Raw genomic sequence first — 17,622 nt, 5'->3', positions numbered from 1 at the left:
GGGCCCTTTCATGCGGTGTCGCCCGTCGTCAGGGTCGCAGCACCAGGGTGTCCTTCGTGTTCGCGCCGACCGCCTTCTCCGAGGAGACCCACGGGAGGAGGTCGCCCTTGGACCACTTCTCGGTCTGGTCGGTGTAGTGCGCGCTGAACGCGTGCCCCGAGGCTCCGGTGAGGTTGATCCACTTGGACTTGTCGAGGTCCGCGAGGTTGACCACCATGCGCATCGACGGGACCCAGATGACGCCGTAGCCGCCGGCCGCGTTCCAGCCGGTCGCGTCCACGGCCGCCTCGCCGCCGCCGAGCTTCCACGGGCCGCGGTTGAGCACGTACTGGAGCCAGCCGGGCCCGTCGGTGCCGAGGGTCTGGTTCTTCAGGCTCAGCTGGTGCAGCCGGCCCCAGCTCCAGGTGTCGATGTCCTTGCCGAGCTTGGCCGTCACGTCCCAGCGCGCGTCCTCCATGGCCCGCGCGAACAGCTGGTCGCGGGTCTTGGTCTCGGCGTCGGTGCGAGTGGCCGGGGCCTTCCACCAGTCGTTGTTCTCATCGTTGATGATCTTGCGGACGACCTCGAACCAGCGGTCGCCGCCGTCCGGCTGCGCCGAGTCCGCGTCGCGCTCGCCGCACTCGCGCACCCGGCGGTCCTCGTCCGCCGGGCCGGTGTCACCGGCCGGCTCGACACTCAGGCACTGGCCCTTGACCCGCAGCTCCTTGGGGAGCTTGTTGCCGAAGGACAGCTTGAGGATGTTGCGCCAGACCGAGTTGAAGTACGCGGCGGCCGCCGAGTCCGGGCTCTGGGTGTAGTCCCAGTTCTCCAGGAGCTTCTGTGCCTCACGGACGTACTTGTCCGAGACGTCGATCTTGAGCAGCTTGGGCACGAGCAGCTTGGCGATCTCGCTGCTGTTGTCCATCTGCATGGTGCGCATGTCGTCGGTGGAGATCTTGCCGCCGCCGGCGATCTTCGACTCGATCAGATCGGTGATGCGCTGGCTGCGCGTGCCGTAACCCCAGTCGGAGGTGAGGTGGTACGGGTACTTGTCCTTGTCGATGACAGCCTGGTTGGCGGTCACGATGTAGCCGCGCTTGGGGTTGTACTCGTACGGCAGCGCGGACTGCGGGATGTAGCTCTTCCAGCGGTACGCGGCGTCCCAGCCGGGGGCGGGCAGCGAGCCGTCGCCCTTGCCGCGGACCGGGATCCTGCCGGGCGCCTGGTAGCCGATGTTGCCCTTGGTGTCGGCGTAGATCAGGTTCTGCGAGGGCACCTCGAAGTCGGCGGCGGCCTTGCGGAACTGCTTCCAGTCCTTCGTCTTGTTCAGCTCGAACACGGCGTCCATGGACTTGCCGGGGGTCAGCGCGGTCCAGCGCAGCGAGACCCCGTAGCCGTCGCCCCGGTCGGGGGCGGCCGCGTCGACCTTCGCCTTCTTGCCGACCTTGACCAGCTCGTCGTCCCGGTCGGAGATCAGCGGACCGTTGTTGGTCTCGCGGACGGTGATGGTCTTGTCGTCGCCGCCGGCGACCTTGATGGTCTCCTTGCGGGTCTTGAACGGGACCGTCCTGCCGTCGTACTGGTACCCGCCGCCGCTGTTCAGCTTCTCCAGGTACAGGTCGGTGACGTCGGCACCGAGGTTCGTCATGCCCCAGGAGATGTCCTGGTTGTGGCCGATGATCACGCCGGGCATCCCGGCGAACGTGTAACCCGTGACGTCGTACTGGCACGAGGCCGACAGGCTCCGGCAGTGCAGGCCCATCTGGTACCAGACCGACGGGAGCTGCGGCGACAGGTGCGGGTCGTTGGCGAGCAGCGGCTTCCCGGTGATGGTGTGCGCTCCGGAGACCACCCACGAGTTGGAGCCGATGCCGTTGCCGTTCGGGCCGACGGCCGCGGGGACCTGGTCCAGGGCGTCGGAGAGCCCGGTCAGCTGGCTCTGGAGGCCGTTGGGGGCCTCGGTGTTGCCGGCGAGACCGGTGCCGGTGGAGGCACCCGTTCCGGTTCCGGCACCCGTACCGGTTTGATTTCCGGACCCGCCGGAGCCCTCCCCGTAGGAGTCGGTCGCGCTGTCGTAGGAGCCCGACTGGACGATCGCCTTGTTCCGGTCGTACGGGTAGTCCGGGTACAGGTCCGCGATCTGCTGCGGGCCGAGGCGGCTCGTCATCAGCGAGCGGTCGATCTCTTCCTGCATGTTGCCGCGCAGGTCCCACGCCATCGCCTTGAGCCAGGCCACGGAGTCGGCGGGCGTCCACTTCTGCGGCGCGTAGTCGTTGGTGAACCCGAGCGCCGCGTACTCGACGGAGATGTCCCCGCCGTTCTTGCCGGCGAGGTAGGCGTTGACTCCCTTGGCGTACGCCTGGAGGTACTTCTTCGTCTCGGGCGAGAGCTTGGAGTCGTACTCCTTCTGCGCCACCCGGTGCCAGCCGAGCGTCCGCAGGAACTCATCGGTCTTGACCTGGCTCTTGCCGAACATCTCGGAGAGCCGGCCGGAGGTCATATGGCGGCGGACGTCCATCTCCCAGAAGCGGTCCTGCGCCTGCACATAGCCCTGGGCCATGAACAGGTCCTCGTCGGACGAGGCATAGACCTGAGGGATCCCGTAGGAGTCCCGCTTCACGTCCACTGGACCGGAGAGCCCGTCGAGCTTGATCGAGCCCTTCGTCTGCGGGAAGGAGGCACGCACGGTACTGACGCTCCAGTACGTGCCGTAGCCGATGCCCGCGACAATGGCCAGGACGAGCACGATCACGATCAGTCGGGCTCTGCGGCCCTTCTTCTTGCCGGACGAATGGCCGGAAGAGGCGTTGGTGTTCGAGGGCATCGCTGTCCTTGCTGTCCTTCGCGAGCGGCAGAGCGGGCTGCAGGCGGGCTGTGGGGTCACGGAGCGCTGGAGCAACCATAGGCGCAGGGCTCGGCGGCCTCGGACGCGGTGTCAAGAACCCGGGGCCCCAAACCGTCCGAGGTCACCCCGGACGGCGTCAAGAAAGCGTTAACGATTAGGTAAGGTAACGAAGTACCTGGTCGTTCCGCGGCGCCCCGTACACCCGTACGGGCCCTCCCGTACGGCCTTCGGAGGAAGGAAACAGCCCCTGACTGTCCACCACCTCAACCAGCTCCTGCTCGTCTGTTCGCTGGTCCTGCTGATCGCCGTGGCCGCCGTGCGCATCTCCTCGCGCAGCGGTCTGCCGAGCCTGCTCCTCTACCTCGGCATCGGGGTGGCCATGGGTCAGGACGGCATCGGCAACGTGTCGTTCAGCAACGCCGAGCTGACGCAGGTCATCGGCTACGCGGCCCTCGTCGTGATCCTGGCCGAGGGCGGCCTCGGCACGAAGTGGAAAGAGATCGAACCGGCGCTGCCGGCCGCCGTCATGCTGTCGCTGGTCGGAGTCGCCGTCAGCGTGGGCGTGACGGCCGCCGGGGCGCACTACGTCGTGGGCCTGGAGTGGCGGCAGGCGCTCATCATCGGCGCGGTGGTGTCCTCGACGGACGCCGCGGCCGTCTTCTCCGTGCTGCGCAAGGTGCCGCTGCCGTCCCGCGTGACGGGCGTCCTGGAGGCCGAGTCCGGCTTCAACGACGCCCCTGTGGTGATCCTGGTGGTGGCCTTCTCCACGGCCGGACCCGTCGAGCACTGGTACGCCCTCGTCGGCGAGATCGCCCTCGAACTCGCGATCGGCGCCGCGATCGGGATCGCGGTGGGCTGGCTCGGCTCCTTCGGCCTGCGGCACGTCGCGCTGCCCGCCTCCGGCCTCTACCCGATCGCCGTCATGGCCATCGCCGTCACCGCGTACGCGGCCGGAGCCATGGCCCACGGCAGCGGATTCCTGGCCGTGTACCTCGCCTCGATGGTCCTCGGCAACGCGAAACTGCCGCACTGGCCCGCCACGCGCGGCTTCGCCGAAGGGCTCGGCTGGATCGCGCAGATCGGCATGTTCGTTCTGCTCGGCCTGCTCGTCACCCCGCACGACCTCGTGGACGACGCATGGCCCGCGATCGTCATCGGCCTCGTCCTGACGATGGTGGCGCGCCCCCTCAGTGTCGTCCTGAGCCTTCTGCCGTTCCGGATGCCCTGGCAGGAGAAGGCCCTCATGTCCTGGGCCGGACTGCGCGGCGCGGTGCCCATCATCCTGGCGACCATCCCCATGGTGAACGGCGTCGACGACAGCACCCGGATCTTCAACATCGTCTTCGTCCTCGTCGTCGTCTACACGCTCGTCCAGGGGCCGACGCTGCCCTGGCTCGCCCGGATGCTGCGGCTCGGCAGCGACTCCGCGTCCGCCGCCGACCTCGGCATCGAATCGGCGCCCCTGGAGCGACTGCGCGGACATCTGCTGTCCGTGACGATCCCCGAGGAGTCCCGGATGCACGGCGTCGAGGTCAGCGAGCTGCGGATGCCCTCGGGTGCCGCCGTCACGCTCGTCGTGCGCGAGAAGCAGTCCTTCGTGCCGCTGCCGACGACCGTCCTGCGGCACGGTGACGAACTGCTCGTGGTGGCGACGGACCAGGTGCGGGACGAGGCCGAGGCCCGGCTGCGGGCCGTGGCACAGGGCGGCAAGCTCGCCGGATGGCTCTCGGGGAACGGGACCCCGGGGCGCGGACGGCGGGCTCAGTAGGCGGGGAACGGGGGCTCCGGGCCGGAACTTGGGCGCCTGGGCGGGAGCGAGGGCGCCGGGTCGGGAACTGGGGTGCCGGGGCGGAAGCCGGGACTCCTTGCGGGAGCCGACGGGCGGATGGCGGGTCGATTCCCGCTGGATGAAGTTCCGCTACGCGGAAGAAAGAGGCCCGTCCGCCCGTTAGCATGGACGGTACACACTTGAAGTTCCACCGACTCTGCCTGATGTAGAGCCGGCGCGACCGCAAAGCGGCCGCGGTTCCCTTGCATACCCTGCATGGCCCAGGCCCTCCTGGCGCGGACCCCGGTATCACTCGGTTCCCGGCGCATGAGGACGGCTCTCGGCGCACCCCACCGGGTCAGCGCTACCAGGCGGCAGAAAGGCAAGGGCCGTGCCAGAGAATTACACGGCCACGGTCACCGACAAGCGCCCCGGATACGGACAGCTGCTGCGCACCCGCGGCGCCTGGACGTTCCTGCTCCCCGGCTTCGCCGCCCGGCAGCCGTTCGCGATGCTGACCATCTCGACAGTCCTGCTCGTGCAGCACACCACCGGCTCGTACGGCACAGCCGGCGCCGTCTCCGCCACCACCGGCGTCTCCATGGCGCTGTTCGCCCCCTTCACGGGCAAGCTCGCCGACCGCTGCGGGCAGCGCGCCGTCCTCGTGCCCGGCGTCCTGCTGCACACGGCGTCCGTGCTCCTGCTGACGCTGCTCGCACTCAGCGACGCCCCCCTGTGGGCCCTGTTCGTCGCTGCGGTCCCGACCGGCGCCTCCACCCCGCAGATCGGACCCATGGTGCGGGCCCGCTGGGGCGTCAAGCTCCAGGGCTCGCCCCTGATGACCACGGCCGCCGCCTTCGAGTCGGTCACGGACGAGTTCACGTTCGTGCTCGGCCCGCTGTTCGCGACCGCCCTGTGCACCGGCGTGCACCCCGCCGCCGGTCTCGTCACGGAGGCGTCCCTGACGCTCGTGGGCGGCCTCCTGTTCGCCGCGCAGCGCGGCACACAGCCCCGCCCCTCGCGATCCGCGGGCGACGTCCACGCACGCGTGGAGCACGTTTCCGCGCTGCGCGTCCCCGGAGTGCGCATCCTGATCGTGGCGTTCCTCGGCATCGGCTCCGTGTTCGGCGGCATGCAGGTCGCCCTGGCCGCCTTCACCGAGTCGATCGGCGAGCCCGGCCTGAACGGTGTCCTGTACGGGACGTTCGCCGCGGGCAACATGCTCTCCGGCATCGTCTGCGGAGCCGTCGCCTGGAAGATCGCGCCCCAGCGCCGCCTCCTGCTCGCCTACACCGCCCTCGCCGTGACCGCCTCCGGCCTCTGGGCCGCGCAGTCCGTTCTCCTGCTCGCCGGGATCGGCCTGCTGGTGGGCACGTGCATCGCCCCGGCCCTGATCACCGGATACACGCTCGTCGAGAAGCTGGTCCCCCCGACCGCCCGCACCGAGGCCTTCACGTGGCTCACGGGCGCGGTAGCGCTCGGCCAGGCAGCAGCCGTCACGGTCGCCGGCCAGCTGGAGGACCGCCTCTGGGACGGCGCCGGATTCCTCGTCCCGATGGGCGGCACGGTGCTCGCCCTGCTGCTCCTGGCGACCCTGCGATCCCGCCTCGTCCCGCCATCGACAGGCCTGACCGTGGCGCGTGGCGTCGGTCACCGAGTGCCCGTGTCAGTGGACTGATCTCTCGGAATACGTCAGTATGGATTGTCGTTAGCACTCATCGAGTGAGAGTGCCAGGAGGAAGCAAGTGCCGACGTACCAGTACCAGTGCACCGAATGTGGCGAGGGCCTCGAGGCGGTGCAGAAGTTCACCGATGACGCCCTGACCGTGTGCCCCAACTGCGACGGACGCCTCAAGAAGGTGTTCTCGGCGGTCGGCATCGTCTTCAAGGGATCGGGCTTCTACCGCAACGACAGCCGCGGCTCCTCGTCGAGCAGCTCGCCGGCGCCGTCGTCCGCGAAGTCGGCCTCGGACACGAAGTCTTCGTCCGCGGACTCCAAGTCGTCCGGGTCGTCGTCCTCCACATCGACGTCCTCGGCCTCCGCTTCGTCATCCTCTTCGAGCTCGTCCTCGAGCTCTTCCGCCGCGTAAGGCCGCTCGGCCCCTTCGGCCGAGTTCTTACGGAACCCTGTCGTCCTCCGACGACGGGGTTTTCGGCGTTCCCGGGCGGATACTGTGCCGTACATGGCGAATACAGTTCCGGGCACGGCTCACACGGCGAACACACAGGTCACGGCCGAGGTCGGCGTCATCGGCGGCTCCGGCTTCTACTCGTTCCTGGACGACGTGACCGAGGTCCAGGTCGACACCCCGTACGGAGCGCCGAGCGACTCGCTCTTCCTCGGCGAGATCGCGGGCCGCAAGGTCGCCTTCCTGCCCCGCCACGGCCGCGGCCACCATCTGCCGCCGCATCGCATCAACTACCGCGCCAACCTCTGGGCCCTGCGCTCCGTGGGCGTCCGGCAGGTCCTCGGCCCCTGCGCCGTGGGCGGCCTTCGGCCCGAGTTCGGACCGGGGACGCTTCTGGTGCCGGACCAGTTCGTGGACCGGACGAAGGCCCGCGCGCAGACGTACTTCGACGGGGAGCCGCTGGCGGACGGGACCGTGCCGAACGTGGTGCATGTGTCGCCCGCCGACCCGTACTGCCCGGCCGGGCGCCGGGTCGCCGTGAAGGCGGCGCGTGGCCGCGACTGGGAGCCGGTGGACGGCGGGACGCTCGTGGTCGTCGAGGGGCCACGGTTCTCGACCCGCGCCGAGTCCCGCTGGCATGCCTCTCAGGGCTGGTCGGTGGTCGGCATGACCGGGCACCCCGAGGCGATGCTCGCGCGTGAACTCGAGCTCTGCTACACGTCGTTGACCCTGGTCACCGACCTCGACGCGGGCGCCGAGTCGGGCGAGGGCGTGTCGCACCACGAGGTTCTCCAGGTCTTCGCCGCCAATGTGGACCGGCTGCGGACGGTGCTCTTCGACGCGGTGGCGGGGCTGCCGGCGGAGGGCGAGCGGGACTGCGTGTGCGTGAGGGCGCTCGGGGGGATGGATCCGGGAATCGTGCTGCCGTAGCGGCGTGCGGAACGGTGCTGGCCGGTGCTGGCTGGCGCTGGCCGGTGCTGGCCGGTGCTGGCCGGTGCTGGCCGGTGCTGAACTTCGCCTTCGGGTGAGGGAGTTGTCCACAACCGGCGAGTAGTGCACGGGGCTCAGCGGGAATCGGCGCGGGCCTGGATCGTGGAGCGCGAGGCGAGCTTTCGAGCTTGCGCGTTCCGAGGCTTTTCGATGTTCTCCGATGCCTCTCGATCCAGGTGGTGGTCGCCCATGTCCCCGTTCAGCACTCCCCCGACATGCGAGGTCCCGCATTTCACGCCGCTGCGGGTGCGCGGTGCGCGCTGGCGGCCACGGCGTGCGGGCCGGCACCGGCGGCGGGCGGTCGCTGCGGGGCTCGCCGTGACGGCGGCGGTGCTGGTGGCCGCGGGGCCGTCGGGGGCGGGGTCCTCCGGTGCCGGGTCCTCCGGCGCGGGCGCTTCAGGAGCCGGCTCCGCAGGCTCCGAGTTCTCGGGCTCCGGGCGGGAGCGGGTGCGGCGGTCGGCCGTGACGGTGTCCGCGCCGGTGCGGATCGCGGACGCGGCGGCGGTGCGGCTGCTGCGGCCCGGTGACCGGGTCGACGTGGTGGCGGCGGGGGCGGGAGCCGCTGACGGGCAGGGATCCGGGGGCCGGGGCGGCAGGGTCGTCGCGGCGGGGGCGCGGGTCAGTTCCGTGCCGGATTCTGCGGAGTCGGCGGAGTCCGCCGGCGAAGTCGCCGCGGAGGGCGGCGCTCTGGTCGTCCTGTCCGTGCCTCGAGAGACGGCGGCGCGGCTCGCCGGGGCCGGTGCCACCTCGCGGCTGGCGGTGACCCTGTGGTGATCATTTTCGGGTACCCGGACGGGCCGGTCCGCACGGTTTCGAAGTCAAGTCCCTCGTTCGAGTTGGCGCATTGGACAGGCCGGCCAGGCGCTGTCGTAGGTTGCGGAGCTGTTTGCTCCACATCCTGCACAAGTGAAGAGAGGCCTTCTGGTGAGCGAGAAGAAGAAGCCGAGTCTGTGGGAGGGCTTCAAGGCCTTCTTGATGCGCGGCAATGTGATCGACCTTGCGGTCGCCGTCGTCATCGGAGCCGCGTTCACCAACATCGTGAACTCCGTCGTGAAGGGCGTCATCAACCCACTGGTCGGCGCGTTCGGCACGAAGGACCTGAACGGCTACACGTCGTGCCTGAAGGGCACCTGCCCGGGCGACGACGGCATCGAGATCCTGTGGGGCTCGGTGCTCAGCGCCACCCTCACGTTCCTCATCACGGCCGCGGTCGTGTACTTCCTGATGGTGCTGCCGATGGCCAAGTACCTCGCCAGGAAGGCGGCCCGGGATGCCGCGAAGGAAGGCGCCGCGGAGATCGTGGAGCTGTCCGAGCTGGAGGTTCTGAAGGAGATCCGCGACGCCCTGGTGGCGCAGCGCGGCTCTGGGCACAGCGAGCAGTAGCCGGGCTCAGAGGTGGTGGGGCGGCTTCTCGTCGAGGAAGCGTGCCAGGTCGGCGGCGCTGTCGCCGCTGTGGGTGGGCCGCTCACCCCACCCTTGGTCCGTGTCGTCCGAGGACTGCGTACTCAGCGGATCGTCGAAGACCAGCGCGCTCTTCGGATCGCGCGGTTCGGGGTCGGGGGCGGTACTCATGCCCCCAGCGTACGTCCGTCGGGGGGCGGAGCGTCGGGAGCGGGTGCAGGGGGCCGGGGTGCCGGGAGCAGGGGTGCGGGGTGCCGGGGCGTAGCGGTGCGGGGCGCAGCGGTGCCGGGTGTCGGGGTACAGGGCGCAGGGGTACAGGGCGCAGGGGTGCCGGGCGCAGGGGTGCCGGGGTGCCGGGGTGCAGGACGCTCGGGTCGTCGTCGCTCGGGTCGTGGGGGCAGCTGGGGGATTCGGCGCCCTTGCGGGCGTAGAACGACCAGCAGACGGCGACGCACGTGACCGTAGAAGCCCACGAAGCACCAGAGGTAGCTAGCTGGTCACGGCGAAGTTCGCGGACATCGCCGGCGGGCATCGTGGCCGCGCTCACCGTCGCCGTGGGCGTGAACGTCACGCCCACGGGGGCGTGCGCGGAGGCGGCCCCGGGGCCCAACTCACGTGATACGCATGCCGTATGACGACGCCCACGCGCAATGCCCTGACCGATGTCGCCGGCCTGCGGGTCGGTCATGCCACCCGCGCCGGCGAGGGCGGCTGGCTGACCGGGACGACGGTGGTGCTCGCGCCCGAGGGCGGAATGACCGCCGCTGTGGACGTGCGAGGCGGCGGCCCGGGCACGAAGGAGACGGACGCGCTCGACCCGCGCAATGTGGTCCGGCGCATCGACGCCGTGACCCTGACGGGCGGCAGCGCCTACGGCCTGGACGCCGCGTCGGGTGTCATGGCGTGGCTGGAGGAGCAGGGCCGGGGCGTACGCGTGGGGGCCGGGCCGCGCGAGGTGGTGCCGGTCGTCCCCGCCGCGTGCGTCTTCGATCTGGGGCGCGGAGGGGAGTTCCGGGCCAGGCCCGACGCGGCGACGGGCCGCGCGGCGGTGGAGGCGGCGGCCGCCTCCGCGCCGGGCTCGCCTGTCGCGGAGGGCTCGGTGGGCGCGGGCACGGGCGCGGTGATCGGCGGGCTGAAGGGCGGCGTGGGCACGGCGAGCACGATGCTCGACTCGGGGGTGACGGTCGCGGCACTGGTCGTGGCCAACGCGGTGGGCTCCGCGGTCGATCCGGCGACGGGCGCGCTCTACGGGCGGTTCTTCGCCCCGGACCTCGCAGACGCGCGGGACGGCGGACCCCACCCGCACTCGCACCCGTATCCGTACCCCTCGCCGGAGGCGCACGCGGCGGCGCAGGAACGGATCGCGCGGACCAAGGCGGAGGCCGCCGGACAGGCGCCGCCGATGAACACCACGCTCGCCGTCGTCGCCACGGACGCGGTGCTCACCCGCTCCCAGGCGCACAAGCTCGCGGGCACCTCGCACGACGGCATCGCGCGCGCCGTCCGTCCGGTGCACCTCCTCAACGACGGGGACACCGTCTTCGCCGTCGCGACCGGTACGCGCCCGCTCGACGAGGCCAACCCCCTCGCGCTGAACGACATCCTCACGGCGGGCGCGGACATGGTGACACGGGCCATCGTGCGGGCGGTGCTCGCGGCGGAGTCGGTGCGGGGGCCGGGCGGGACGTTCCTCTCGTACGGGGATCTGTACGGGAGTTGAGGCACGGGCGCCCACCACTCGGGGGCGCGCCAAGGCACACGGAACATACGTCCCACGGAGCACACGACTCACGGAACTCATGCCTCGCGAAGCCCAGGATCCACGTAGCGTCCGGCCCGCCCGGTTCCTGACGTGACCTGTGTCTCCGTTCACATCTTCCCGAAGGAACCTTTACGGTCAGTTCGCCCTCTCTACACACACTGGAGTAACTGACGAATCATGGAGCATCTCGTGACAACCCCGGACACGGCCGCGCACCAGCAGCATCCCCGGCAGCCCGAGCGGGGCCGCAGGCGTACCGCGCGGCGGGTCCTGGTGGCGACGGCCGCGGTCGCCGTCGGCGCGCTCGCCCTCACCGCCTGCGGCGGCAGCGCCAACGCGGAGAACGCAGACGGCAAGAACGGCGACACCAAGACCAACGGCTCGTCCGCCGCGCAGATCACGATCTCGGCCAAGGACGGTTCGACGGGGGCGTCCATCAACGCGACGGGCGTGAAGGTCAAGTCCGGCAAGCTCACCGCCGTGAAGATGACGGAGCCCGACAGCGGGAAGACCGTGCCGGGCTCCCTCACCGCCAACGGCTCGGCGTGGGAGCCCAAGGAACAGCTCGAGCGCGGGACGAAGTACCGCATCTCGGCCACCGCCAAGGATTCCGACGGCCGGACGGCAGCCGCCAACTCGATCTTCACGACGGTCACCACGTCGGGCAGCTTCATCGGCACGTACACGCCGGACGGCGGCACCACCGTCGGCGTCGGCATGCCGGTCTCGTTCACCTTCGACAAGGCGATCACGAACAGGAAGGCCGTGCAGTCGCACATCACGGTCTCCTCCAGCAGCGGCCAGCAGATCGTGGGCCACTGGTTCGGCGCGCAGCGGCTCGACTTCCGCCCCGAGGAGTACTGGAAGGCCGGTTCCAAGGTCACGATGAAGATCGACCTGGACGGCGTGCGGGGCGCGAACGGTGTGACGGGCGTCCAGAACAAGACGGTCACCTTCACCGTGGGCCGCTCCCAGGTCTCCACGGTCGACGTCAACACCCAGACGATGACGGTCGTACGGGACGACAGGACGATGAAGACGATCCCGATCTCGGCCGGCAGCGCGCAGCACACCACGTACAACGGGCAGATGGTGATCTCCGAGAAGTTCGTACAGACCCGGATGAACGGGTCGACGGTCGGCTTCGGCGGCGAGTACGACATCCCCGACGTCCCGCACGCGATGCGCCTGTCCTCGTCCGGCACGTTCATCCACGGCAACTACTGGTACCCGAAGGGCAATCCGCCCTTCGGCCGCTCCGGCACCAGCCACGGCTGCATCGGCCTCGCGGACGTCCAGGGCGCGGGTGGCGCGACGATCGCCAAGTGGTTCTACGACAACTCGCTCGTCGGCGACGTGGTGACCGTCAAGCACTCCCCCGACACCACCATCGCGCCCGACAACGGCCTCAACGGCTGGAACATGTCGTGGAGCCAGTGGACGGCGGGCAGCGCAATCTGACGCTCCTCAGGACGGGCCGCGCGGGAACTTCCCTGCGCGGCCCGTTCGTTTCTGATTTCGAGGACACGATGTCCGACCTAGGGGCTACGGTATGCACCCACAAGGTGACATGTAGCAACGCCGGGAGATGCCTTGAGCGTTCCGTACGACACCGCAGCGTACGAGCCACCCGAGTCGCACGAGTCGCATCAGCCGGACGGCACTCACCAGCCGGATGAGCACCTCGGGCGCCTGCTGGGCCGGGCCCTGAACTCCTTCGAGCTGCCCGACGAGGCCCTCGCTCGTCTCGACTGCGCGCTCGCGTACGACAGTTCGCTGCACTCCGCACACCACAGCGCAGGCCTGCACCGCGAGACGTACCGGCACACGTGGCTGCTCGCGGACGGCAGCGCGCTCACCCTCTGGGAGCTCGTCCACAACACGATGCCCCAGCGGGGGACCCAGCACGAGGTGTATACGTCGGAGGAGGACCTCCGCCTGGCGACGGACCGCCTCCCGCTGCCCCGCGAGGCCGCCCCCGAGTTCGAGCTGCCGCTCCCGCTCCAGCTCCCGTCGATCCCCGAGCCGCGCCGCAGTTACGCGGCCGACGACTCGGCGGACCACGCACGCCGCCTGCTGCGCCGCGCGGAGAACGAGGACCGCCCGGGACCCGACACGGTCCGGCTCCTGCACACCGCGTACGCGCACCAGATCACGCAGGCGTTCGGCCGCCCGCGCCTCGGCTTCACGCTGTACGAGCACGCGTTCCTGCTGCACGACGGCAGCGAGATCAGTCTCTGGGAGATCGAACACACGGCGACGCCGGACGGCCGTCACATGTGCGAGGTGTACGCCACGCAGGACGAGGCCCGCGCGGCGATGCAGCGCCGCGCCACCGACCGCTCCCGCCCCAGCTGCGGCTAGCTTCACAAGCGCCGGCCGCGGCCGGCGGCTAACGGCGGCTGAACTGTCGTACCAGGCCCGCGAACGCGTCGCGCTCGCCCGGCGTCAGCGGCACGGACTCCTGGGCGGGCGGACCGCCCTGGACCGGCAGCGAGGCGAGGGGCTGCTCGGCGCCCCAGCCCACATGGCGCACCAGCCGGACGAGACCCACGACCCACACCACGGTGGCGGCCGCGAGGAACGCCACGCCTATCTGCTGGAAGTACGACAGGTGTTCAGGCATGGGCCCAGTCAACACCACGGTCCTGGACTTTGGTCCCGGACCGTGACGTATCTCGCATGAGCGGACAGTTCCGAACTGTCAGGCGCGCGGAGGGTGCAGCCGAAGGTCATCGACAGGCCGCCGGTGACCGCGCCGCCCACCATCGAGGCGGGGATGATGCGCAGCGGGTCCGTCGCGGCGAACGGGGTCGCACCCTCGGTGAGGAAAGAGTCCCGGAAAAACTCCAGCGAGGGCCTTACGAGCTCTGAAGTTCCTGGATCTATACGACAACGCTCATTCAACTAATGTTCTCGAAGGGGGTCGGGACAGCGCGTAAATGCGGGTCGACAAAATACAGGTCACCTATGCACATTTCCATCCGGCAGCCATCCCGGCGTTCCAGGCATTTTGAGGTGAGCTTCCCTCGGAGTGCTGCGGAGAGCCGGACCACTTCGGTCTGGGTGCCTCACATCGGGTCAAGGATGCCAGGCGCAGGACGCGCTCCCCCCGCTTCTCTCGGGAGCCGGTCCCGCGCCCTCGGCAGCGCACCAGACCGGTCGCCGCCGTGACCTGTGGAGTCACGACCGGATGCCGTGGCTGTCGGCATCCCACGTCGGCGGTTTCCGGGAGCGCCTCGCGGCGGGACCAAAATCAAGTCGAAGCCCTGACTGCCTCTCACGCACGACGGCCCCTAAGCGCCTCGCGCGTCCCTTGCCGGGGTGCGACGATAGAACAACTCAGTTCACTCACAGCTTTTGGGGTGATGAGGATGAAGCAGGCAGCATTGCGGACTGTCACCATTGTCGCCGCAGCCTCCTGCTGTTTCGCGCTCGGTGAATGGGGCGCATCAGCGAGTGAGTCAGGTGGCCTGCCGCAGAAGTCGCAGGCTGCACCAATGAAGTCGACACTTCGGTGCTATGCGACGCACAGCAGTCCGGACGCGATCACCTGCTACCGGTTTTCAGCGAAGGCCGAGTTCAGGCACGGCGAAATGGTCTATGTGCCGATGCTCATTCAGGTGCCTGCGCCTGCACAGCCGCCGTCCGTGACTATCGTCAACAGTCTGAACGACGTTCGGCCCGAGTAGCACGGTGCGGGCGACGGACCCAGCAGCGAAACGCGTCGAGTAATCGGCGCGCTCTCCGCCGTCACGCGCGAGGCGGAGGATCTCCGCTGCCTCTCCGGTGCGCACGTAGCCGTACAGGCAGAAGGGCCCGGCCTCCTCGCGGAGAACCGGGCCCCTCGGGGGTCCCTACCGTGCCTGCGGCACCTACTGACCCATCACGTACTTGACCGTGGGGCCCGTGGTCCAGCCGCCGTCCACGGCGAGCTCGGCGCCGGTGACGTACGAGGAGTCGTCCGAGAGCAGGAACACGGCCGCCTTGGCGATCTCGTCCGCCTCGCCGACGCGGCCCATCGGGGTGTTCGGGTAGCCACCGTCGCCCTGCTGGATGCCGAGCTGGGCCGTCATCGGCGTGTAGATCATGCCGGGGTGCACGGAGTTCACGCGGATCTTCGCCGTGCCCTGCTCGACCGCGGCGAGCTTGGTCAGGCCGCGCACGCCCCACTTGGAGGCGCCGTAGGAGCTGGTGAGGGCGAGGCCCATGAGGCCGGCGGCGGAGGAGATGTTGACGATGGAGCCGCCGCCGTTGTCCTTCATCGCGTTGATGGCCGTCTTCATGCCGATGAAGACGCCGGTGAGGTTGATGTCGAGGACCCTGCGGAAGTGCTCGACGGTCTCCGTCTCCAAGGGCTGGCCCGTGGAGATGCCCGCGTTGTTGACCAGACCGTCGATCCCGCCGAACTCGGCGGTGGCGAACGCGGCGACGGCCGCCCAGTCCTCCTCCGACGTCACGTCGTGCCGCATGAAGCGGGCGCGCTCGCCGAGCCCGGCGGCGAGGGCCTTGCCCTCGTCCTCCAGAACGTCGGTGACGACGACGTTGGCACCGGCCTCGACGGCGCGGCGCGCCGTCTCGGCGCCGATGCCGCGGGCTCCGCCGGTGACAAGGACGGTCTTGCCGGTGAGGTCGTTCATGGGTGCTCCAGAAGAAGTCGAGGGAGAAGTCGAGGGTGGAACAGGGGAATTCACGGGATGCGGGCGCGGAGACACGCCCTAGGCCGGGGCCCACGGGAAGTCGCCGAGCGACGCGAGGCAGCGCGCGGCGAGCGCCGCGGGCCCGAGCTTCCCGCCGGCCGGGGCGTCGCTCGCCGCCCAGGTCTCCACGCCTACGCGGATGGCCGTGCAGGCGACTCCGGCGGCCAGGCGCAGGGCAAGCGACGGGGGTACCCCCTTGTCACCCCCGCCGCCCACCCGCTCCTCAAGAGCCGCCAGCAGCGTGGCTTCCGACGCGTGGCAGGCGGTGCCCCACACCGCTTGCAGCGCCGGGCTCTCCGCCGCCATGCGCAGCAGGGACCTGACCCACTCCAGGGATTCCATGTTCGCCGCGTCGTCCGCGGTGAGCGACCGGGCGACCGCGTGCCGCAGCGCCTCGGGCACGGAGAGTGCGGCCGGGGCGTCACGCACGGCCTCCGCCCACTGCTGGGCTCCCGCGGCGAAGAGCGGGGCGACCGCTTCTTCCTTGGTCGCGAAGTAGCGGTAGAAGGTGCGCGGGGCGACCCCCGCGGCGCGGGCGATGTCCTCGGCGCGGGTGGCGCGCAGGCCGTCCTCCACGAAGAGCGCCGCCGCTGTGCGGGCGATGTCCAGGCGGGTGGCGGCCTTGCGTCGTTCCGTCAGCGTCTCAGTCGTAGAGCTACCGGGCATGAAGTCATGGTATGCCTATGTGGCAGAATCTGCCACCGATCTGGCGTGCAACCAAGGGGTGGGCGAGAGCAGTGCGGCGGCGACGTTTCCTTCTTCAGACGGCCGGGCTCGCCGGCGCCGCGGCCTACGGGCTCAGCGGCTGCGGTTCCGGCTCGTCGAAGTCCTCCCTCAACCTGATGGTGGCGAGTTACGACCAGAGCGTCGGTTCCTCGATCGGCGACCAGTGGGACCAGGTCGTCAAGGCGTACAAGAAGGTGAAGCCGGACGTCACGGTGCATGTCGAGCGGATCCCGTTCGCCAAGCTGGATCGGACCCTCGCCCAGCGGGTGAAGGACGGCAGGGCGCCCGACATCGCGCAGTCCAACGTCTTCGCGACGTTCGCCGACCAGCGCAAGCTCTACCCGGTGTCGGAGCTCTTCGACATCCCCACCCAGGCCGACTTCACCCAGTCGTTCGCCCAGGCGGGCACGGCGCACTACGTCCAGTACGGCATCCCGTTCCTGGCGAGCACCCCGCGCCTCTTCTACAACACGACGCTCTTCGAGCGCGCGGGCATATCCGCACCCGGCTCGTGGGACGAACTGCACTCCGCGGCAAAGGCGTTGAAGGCCATCGGCGTGACGACGCCGCACGGGCTCCAGCTCGGCCCCGAGGCCGCCGAGGACGAGGCGCTCGCCTGGCTGCTGGCCGGCGGTGGCACCTACGCGGGCGTCACCGGCTACGACTTCGCGACCAACAGCAACATCGCGACGCTGACCTGGCTGCGCGACCGCCTCGTCGGCGAGGGCCTGGCCGGCGCCGCGCCGCAGCTCCTCGACCGGACGGCCGCGTACGAGCAGTTCCTGCGCGGGCAGATCGGCATGATGATCGCCCACCCGGTCCTGATGAGCGCGGCCGACCAGGCGAAGGTCCCGTACGCGCACGCGGCGTTCCCGCAGCGGGACGGGGGCGCGGCGGCTCCGCTCGGGCTGAGCGACTGGCTGCTCGCGTTCAGGCAGAACGGCCGTAAGGCCGAGTGCGGCGAGTTCCTGACGTACCTCTACGGCCGTAAGTCGGCCCGGACGTACGGGGGCGGCCAGGCGGCGCTGCCCGTGACGGCCTCCGCGTCGGACTCCCTGCGCTCCGACCCGGCGCAGCGCCCGCTGTGGAAGTTCATCGACCAGATGCCGCGGGCGGAGTTCCAGCCGGTGAACCAGGCGTCCTGGCCCGACGTGCGGGCCGCGATCCGCGAGGACATCGGCTCGGCGGTCGTCCGGGGCGGCAGCCCGCGCGCGGTGCTCCAGGCCCTGGACACGACGGCGAGCCGCGCGGAGATCCGCACGGCCGGCTGAACGACGCGCTGAAACGGAGAGTGGGCGGGCCCCCGCGCCATGCGCGAGGGC

General features: G+C 70.2%; 16 protein-coding genes. 11 read left to right on the top strand and 5 right to left on the bottom strand.

Annotated elements, in window-relative coordinates; all coding sequences use genetic code 11:
* Positions 1 to 28: 28 nt before the first annotated feature.
* Positions 29 to 2,803 carry a penicillin acylase family protein gene (locus OG456_RS20965; RefSeq protein WP_266563210.1) on the bottom strand — a complete coding sequence of 925 codons (2,775 nt, stop codon included), beginning with the start codon at positions 2,801 to 2,803 and terminating at the stop codon, positions 29 to 31.
* 268 nt (positions 2,804 to 3,071) lie between these two features.
* Here OG456_RS20965 and OG456_RS20960 point away from each other — a divergent pair, with 268 nt between their 5' ends.
* The 6 genes from OG456_RS20960 to mscL all read left to right on the top strand — a co-directional run bounded on the left by OG456_RS20960 (position 3,072) and on the right by mscL (position 9,094).
* Entirely contained in the window at positions 3,072 to 4,592 is a 1,521-nt protein-coding gene (locus OG456_RS20960) for a potassium/proton antiporter (RefSeq protein ID WP_266569364.1), read from the top strand.
* 391 nt (positions 4,593 to 4,983) lie between these two features.
* Positions 4,984 to 6,270, top strand: coding sequence for an MFS transporter (locus OG456_RS20955; RefSeq protein WP_266563208.1), 1,287 nt, complete (start codon positions 4,984 to 4,986; stop codon positions 6,268 to 6,270).
* A 67-nt stretch (positions 6,271 to 6,337) separates the two neighbouring features.
* Positions 6,338 to 6,682: an FmdB family zinc ribbon protein gene (locus OG456_RS20950; RefSeq protein ID WP_266563206.1), complete on the top strand. Its 345-nt coding sequence runs from the start codon at positions 6,338 to 6,340 to the stop codon at positions 6,680 to 6,682.
* Between the two features lie 93 nt (positions 6,683 to 6,775).
* Positions 6,776 to 7,651 (top strand): S-methyl-5'-thioadenosine phosphorylase, encoded by an 876-nt coding sequence (locus tag OG456_RS20945; protein ID WP_266563204.1) that lies wholly within the window; start codon positions 6,776 to 6,778, stop codon positions 7,649 to 7,651.
* Positions 7,652 to 7,900: 249 nt separating this feature from the next.
* Complete coding sequence (locus OG456_RS20940; protein WP_266563202.1) at positions 7,901 to 8,485, top strand: RcpC/CpaB family pilus assembly protein; 585 nt, start codon at positions 7,901 to 7,903, stop codon at positions 8,483 to 8,485.
* Positions 8,486 to 8,635: 150 nt separating this feature from the next.
* Positions 8,636 to 9,094 carry a large conductance mechanosensitive channel protein MscL gene (mscL, locus tag OG456_RS20935; RefSeq protein ID WP_266569363.1) on the top strand — a complete coding sequence of 153 codons (459 nt, stop codon included), beginning with the start codon at positions 8,636 to 8,638 and terminating at the stop codon, positions 9,092 to 9,094.
* A 6-nt stretch (positions 9,095 to 9,100) separates the two neighbouring features.
* Here mscL and OG456_RS20930 read toward each other — a convergent pair whose 3' ends face one another.
* Positions 9,101 to 9,283 carry a hypothetical protein gene (locus tag OG456_RS20930; RefSeq protein WP_266563200.1) on the bottom strand — a complete coding sequence of 61 codons (183 nt, stop codon included), beginning with the start codon at positions 9,281 to 9,283 and terminating at the stop codon, positions 9,101 to 9,103.
* A gap of 460 nt (positions 9,284 to 9,743) precedes the next feature.
* Here OG456_RS20930 and OG456_RS20925 point away from each other — a divergent pair, with 460 nt between their 5' ends.
* The 3 genes from OG456_RS20925 (at position 9,744) to OG456_RS20915 (ending at position 13,238) form a co-directional block, all read left to right on the top strand.
* Entirely contained in the window at positions 9,744 to 10,832 is a 1,089-nt protein-coding gene (locus tag OG456_RS20925; RefSeq protein WP_266563198.1) for a P1 family peptidase, read from the top strand.
* Between the two features lie 231 nt (positions 10,833 to 11,063).
* Positions 11,064 to 12,335 (top strand): Ig-like domain-containing protein, encoded by a 1,272-nt coding sequence (locus OG456_RS20920; RefSeq protein WP_266563196.1) that lies wholly within the window; start codon positions 11,064 to 11,066, stop codon positions 12,333 to 12,335.
* Positions 12,336 to 12,467: 132 nt separating this feature from the next.
* Positions 12,468 to 13,238: a DUF6227 family protein gene (locus tag OG456_RS20915; RefSeq protein WP_266563194.1), complete on the top strand. Its 771-nt coding sequence runs from the start codon at positions 12,468 to 12,470 to the stop codon at positions 13,236 to 13,238.
* 28 nt (positions 13,239 to 13,266) lie between these two features.
* On the opposite strand, the gene OG456_RS20910 is transcribed toward OG456_RS20915, so the two are convergent.
* Entirely contained in the window at positions 13,267 to 13,500 is a 234-nt protein-coding gene (locus OG456_RS20910) for a hypothetical protein (RefSeq protein WP_266563192.1), read from the bottom strand.
* A gap of 748 nt (positions 13,501 to 14,248) precedes the next feature.
* Between OG456_RS20910 and OG456_RS20905 the strand changes: the two genes are divergently transcribed.
* Positions 14,249 to 14,566 (top strand): hypothetical protein, encoded by a 318-nt coding sequence (locus OG456_RS20905; RefSeq protein WP_266563190.1) that lies wholly within the window; start codon positions 14,249 to 14,251, stop codon positions 14,564 to 14,566.
* A gap of 183 nt (positions 14,567 to 14,749) precedes the next feature.
* Here OG456_RS20905 and OG456_RS20900 read toward each other — a convergent pair whose 3' ends face one another.
* Both OG456_RS20900 and OG456_RS20895 read right to left on the bottom strand, forming a co-directional pair.
* Complete coding sequence (locus tag OG456_RS20900; protein ID WP_266563188.1) at positions 14,750 to 15,514, bottom strand: glucose 1-dehydrogenase; 765 nt, start codon at positions 15,512 to 15,514, stop codon at positions 14,750 to 14,752.
* Positions 15,515 to 15,592: 78 nt separating this feature from the next.
* The gene (locus OG456_RS20895) at positions 15,593 to 16,240 is read right to left on the bottom strand and encodes a TetR family transcriptional regulator (protein ID WP_266563186.1); all 648 of its coding nucleotides are present in this window, start codon (positions 16,238 to 16,240) and stop codon (positions 15,593 to 15,595) included.
* 71 nt (positions 16,241 to 16,311) lie between these two features.
* Between OG456_RS20895 and OG456_RS20890 the strand changes: the two genes are divergently transcribed.
* Complete coding sequence (locus OG456_RS20890) at positions 16,312 to 17,571, top strand: extracellular solute-binding protein (RefSeq protein ID WP_266563184.1); 1,260 nt, start codon at positions 16,312 to 16,314, stop codon at positions 17,569 to 17,571.
* Positions 17,572 to 17,622: the final 51 nt, after the last annotated feature.

It is taken from the genome of Streptomyces sp. NBC_01446 (assembly GCF_026340095.1).
GTDB classification, from domain to species: Bacteria; Actinomycetota; Actinomycetes; order Streptomycetales; family Streptomycetaceae; genus Streptomyces; species Streptomyces aureus.
This window is presented reverse-complemented; position numbering and strand designations above follow the sequence as displayed.

What these genes read in the sequence shown, in the direction of transcription:
- OG456_RS20965 (WP_266563210.1), bottom strand. Translation starts at nt 2,803, where the DNA reads ATGCCCTCGAACACCAACGCCTCTTCCGGCCATTCGTCCGGCAAGAAG.
- OG456_RS20945 (WP_266563204.1), top strand. Translation starts at nt 6,776, where the DNA reads ATGGCGAATACAGTTCCGGGCACGGCTCACACGGCGAACACACAGGTC.
- OG456_RS20940 (WP_266563202.1), top strand. Translation starts at nt 7,901, where the DNA reads ATGTCCCCGTTCAGCACTCCCCCGACATGCGAGGTCCCGCATTTCACG.
- OG456_RS20930 (WP_266563200.1), bottom strand. Translation starts at nt 9,283, where the DNA reads ATGAGTACCGCCCCCGACCCCGAACCGCGCGATCCGAAGAGCGCGCTG.
- OG456_RS20925 (WP_266563198.1), top strand. Translation starts at nt 9,744, where the DNA reads ATGACGACGCCCACGCGCAATGCCCTGACCGATGTCGCCGGCCTGCGG.
- OG456_RS20910 (WP_266563192.1), bottom strand. Translation starts at nt 13,500, where the DNA reads ATGCCTGAACACCTGTCGTACTTCCAGCAGATAGGCGTGGCGTTCCTC.
- OG456_RS20905 (WP_266563190.1), top strand. Translation starts at nt 14,249, where the DNA reads ATGAAGCAGGCAGCATTGCGGACTGTCACCATTGTCGCCGCAGCCTCC.
- OG456_RS20900 (WP_266563188.1), bottom strand. Translation starts at nt 15,514, where the DNA reads ATGAACGACCTCACCGGCAAGACCGTCCTTGTCACCGGCGGAGCCCGC.
- OG456_RS20895 (WP_266563186.1), bottom strand. Translation starts at nt 16,240, where the DNA reads ATGCCCGGTAGCTCTACGACTGAGACGCTGACGGAACGACGCAAGGCC.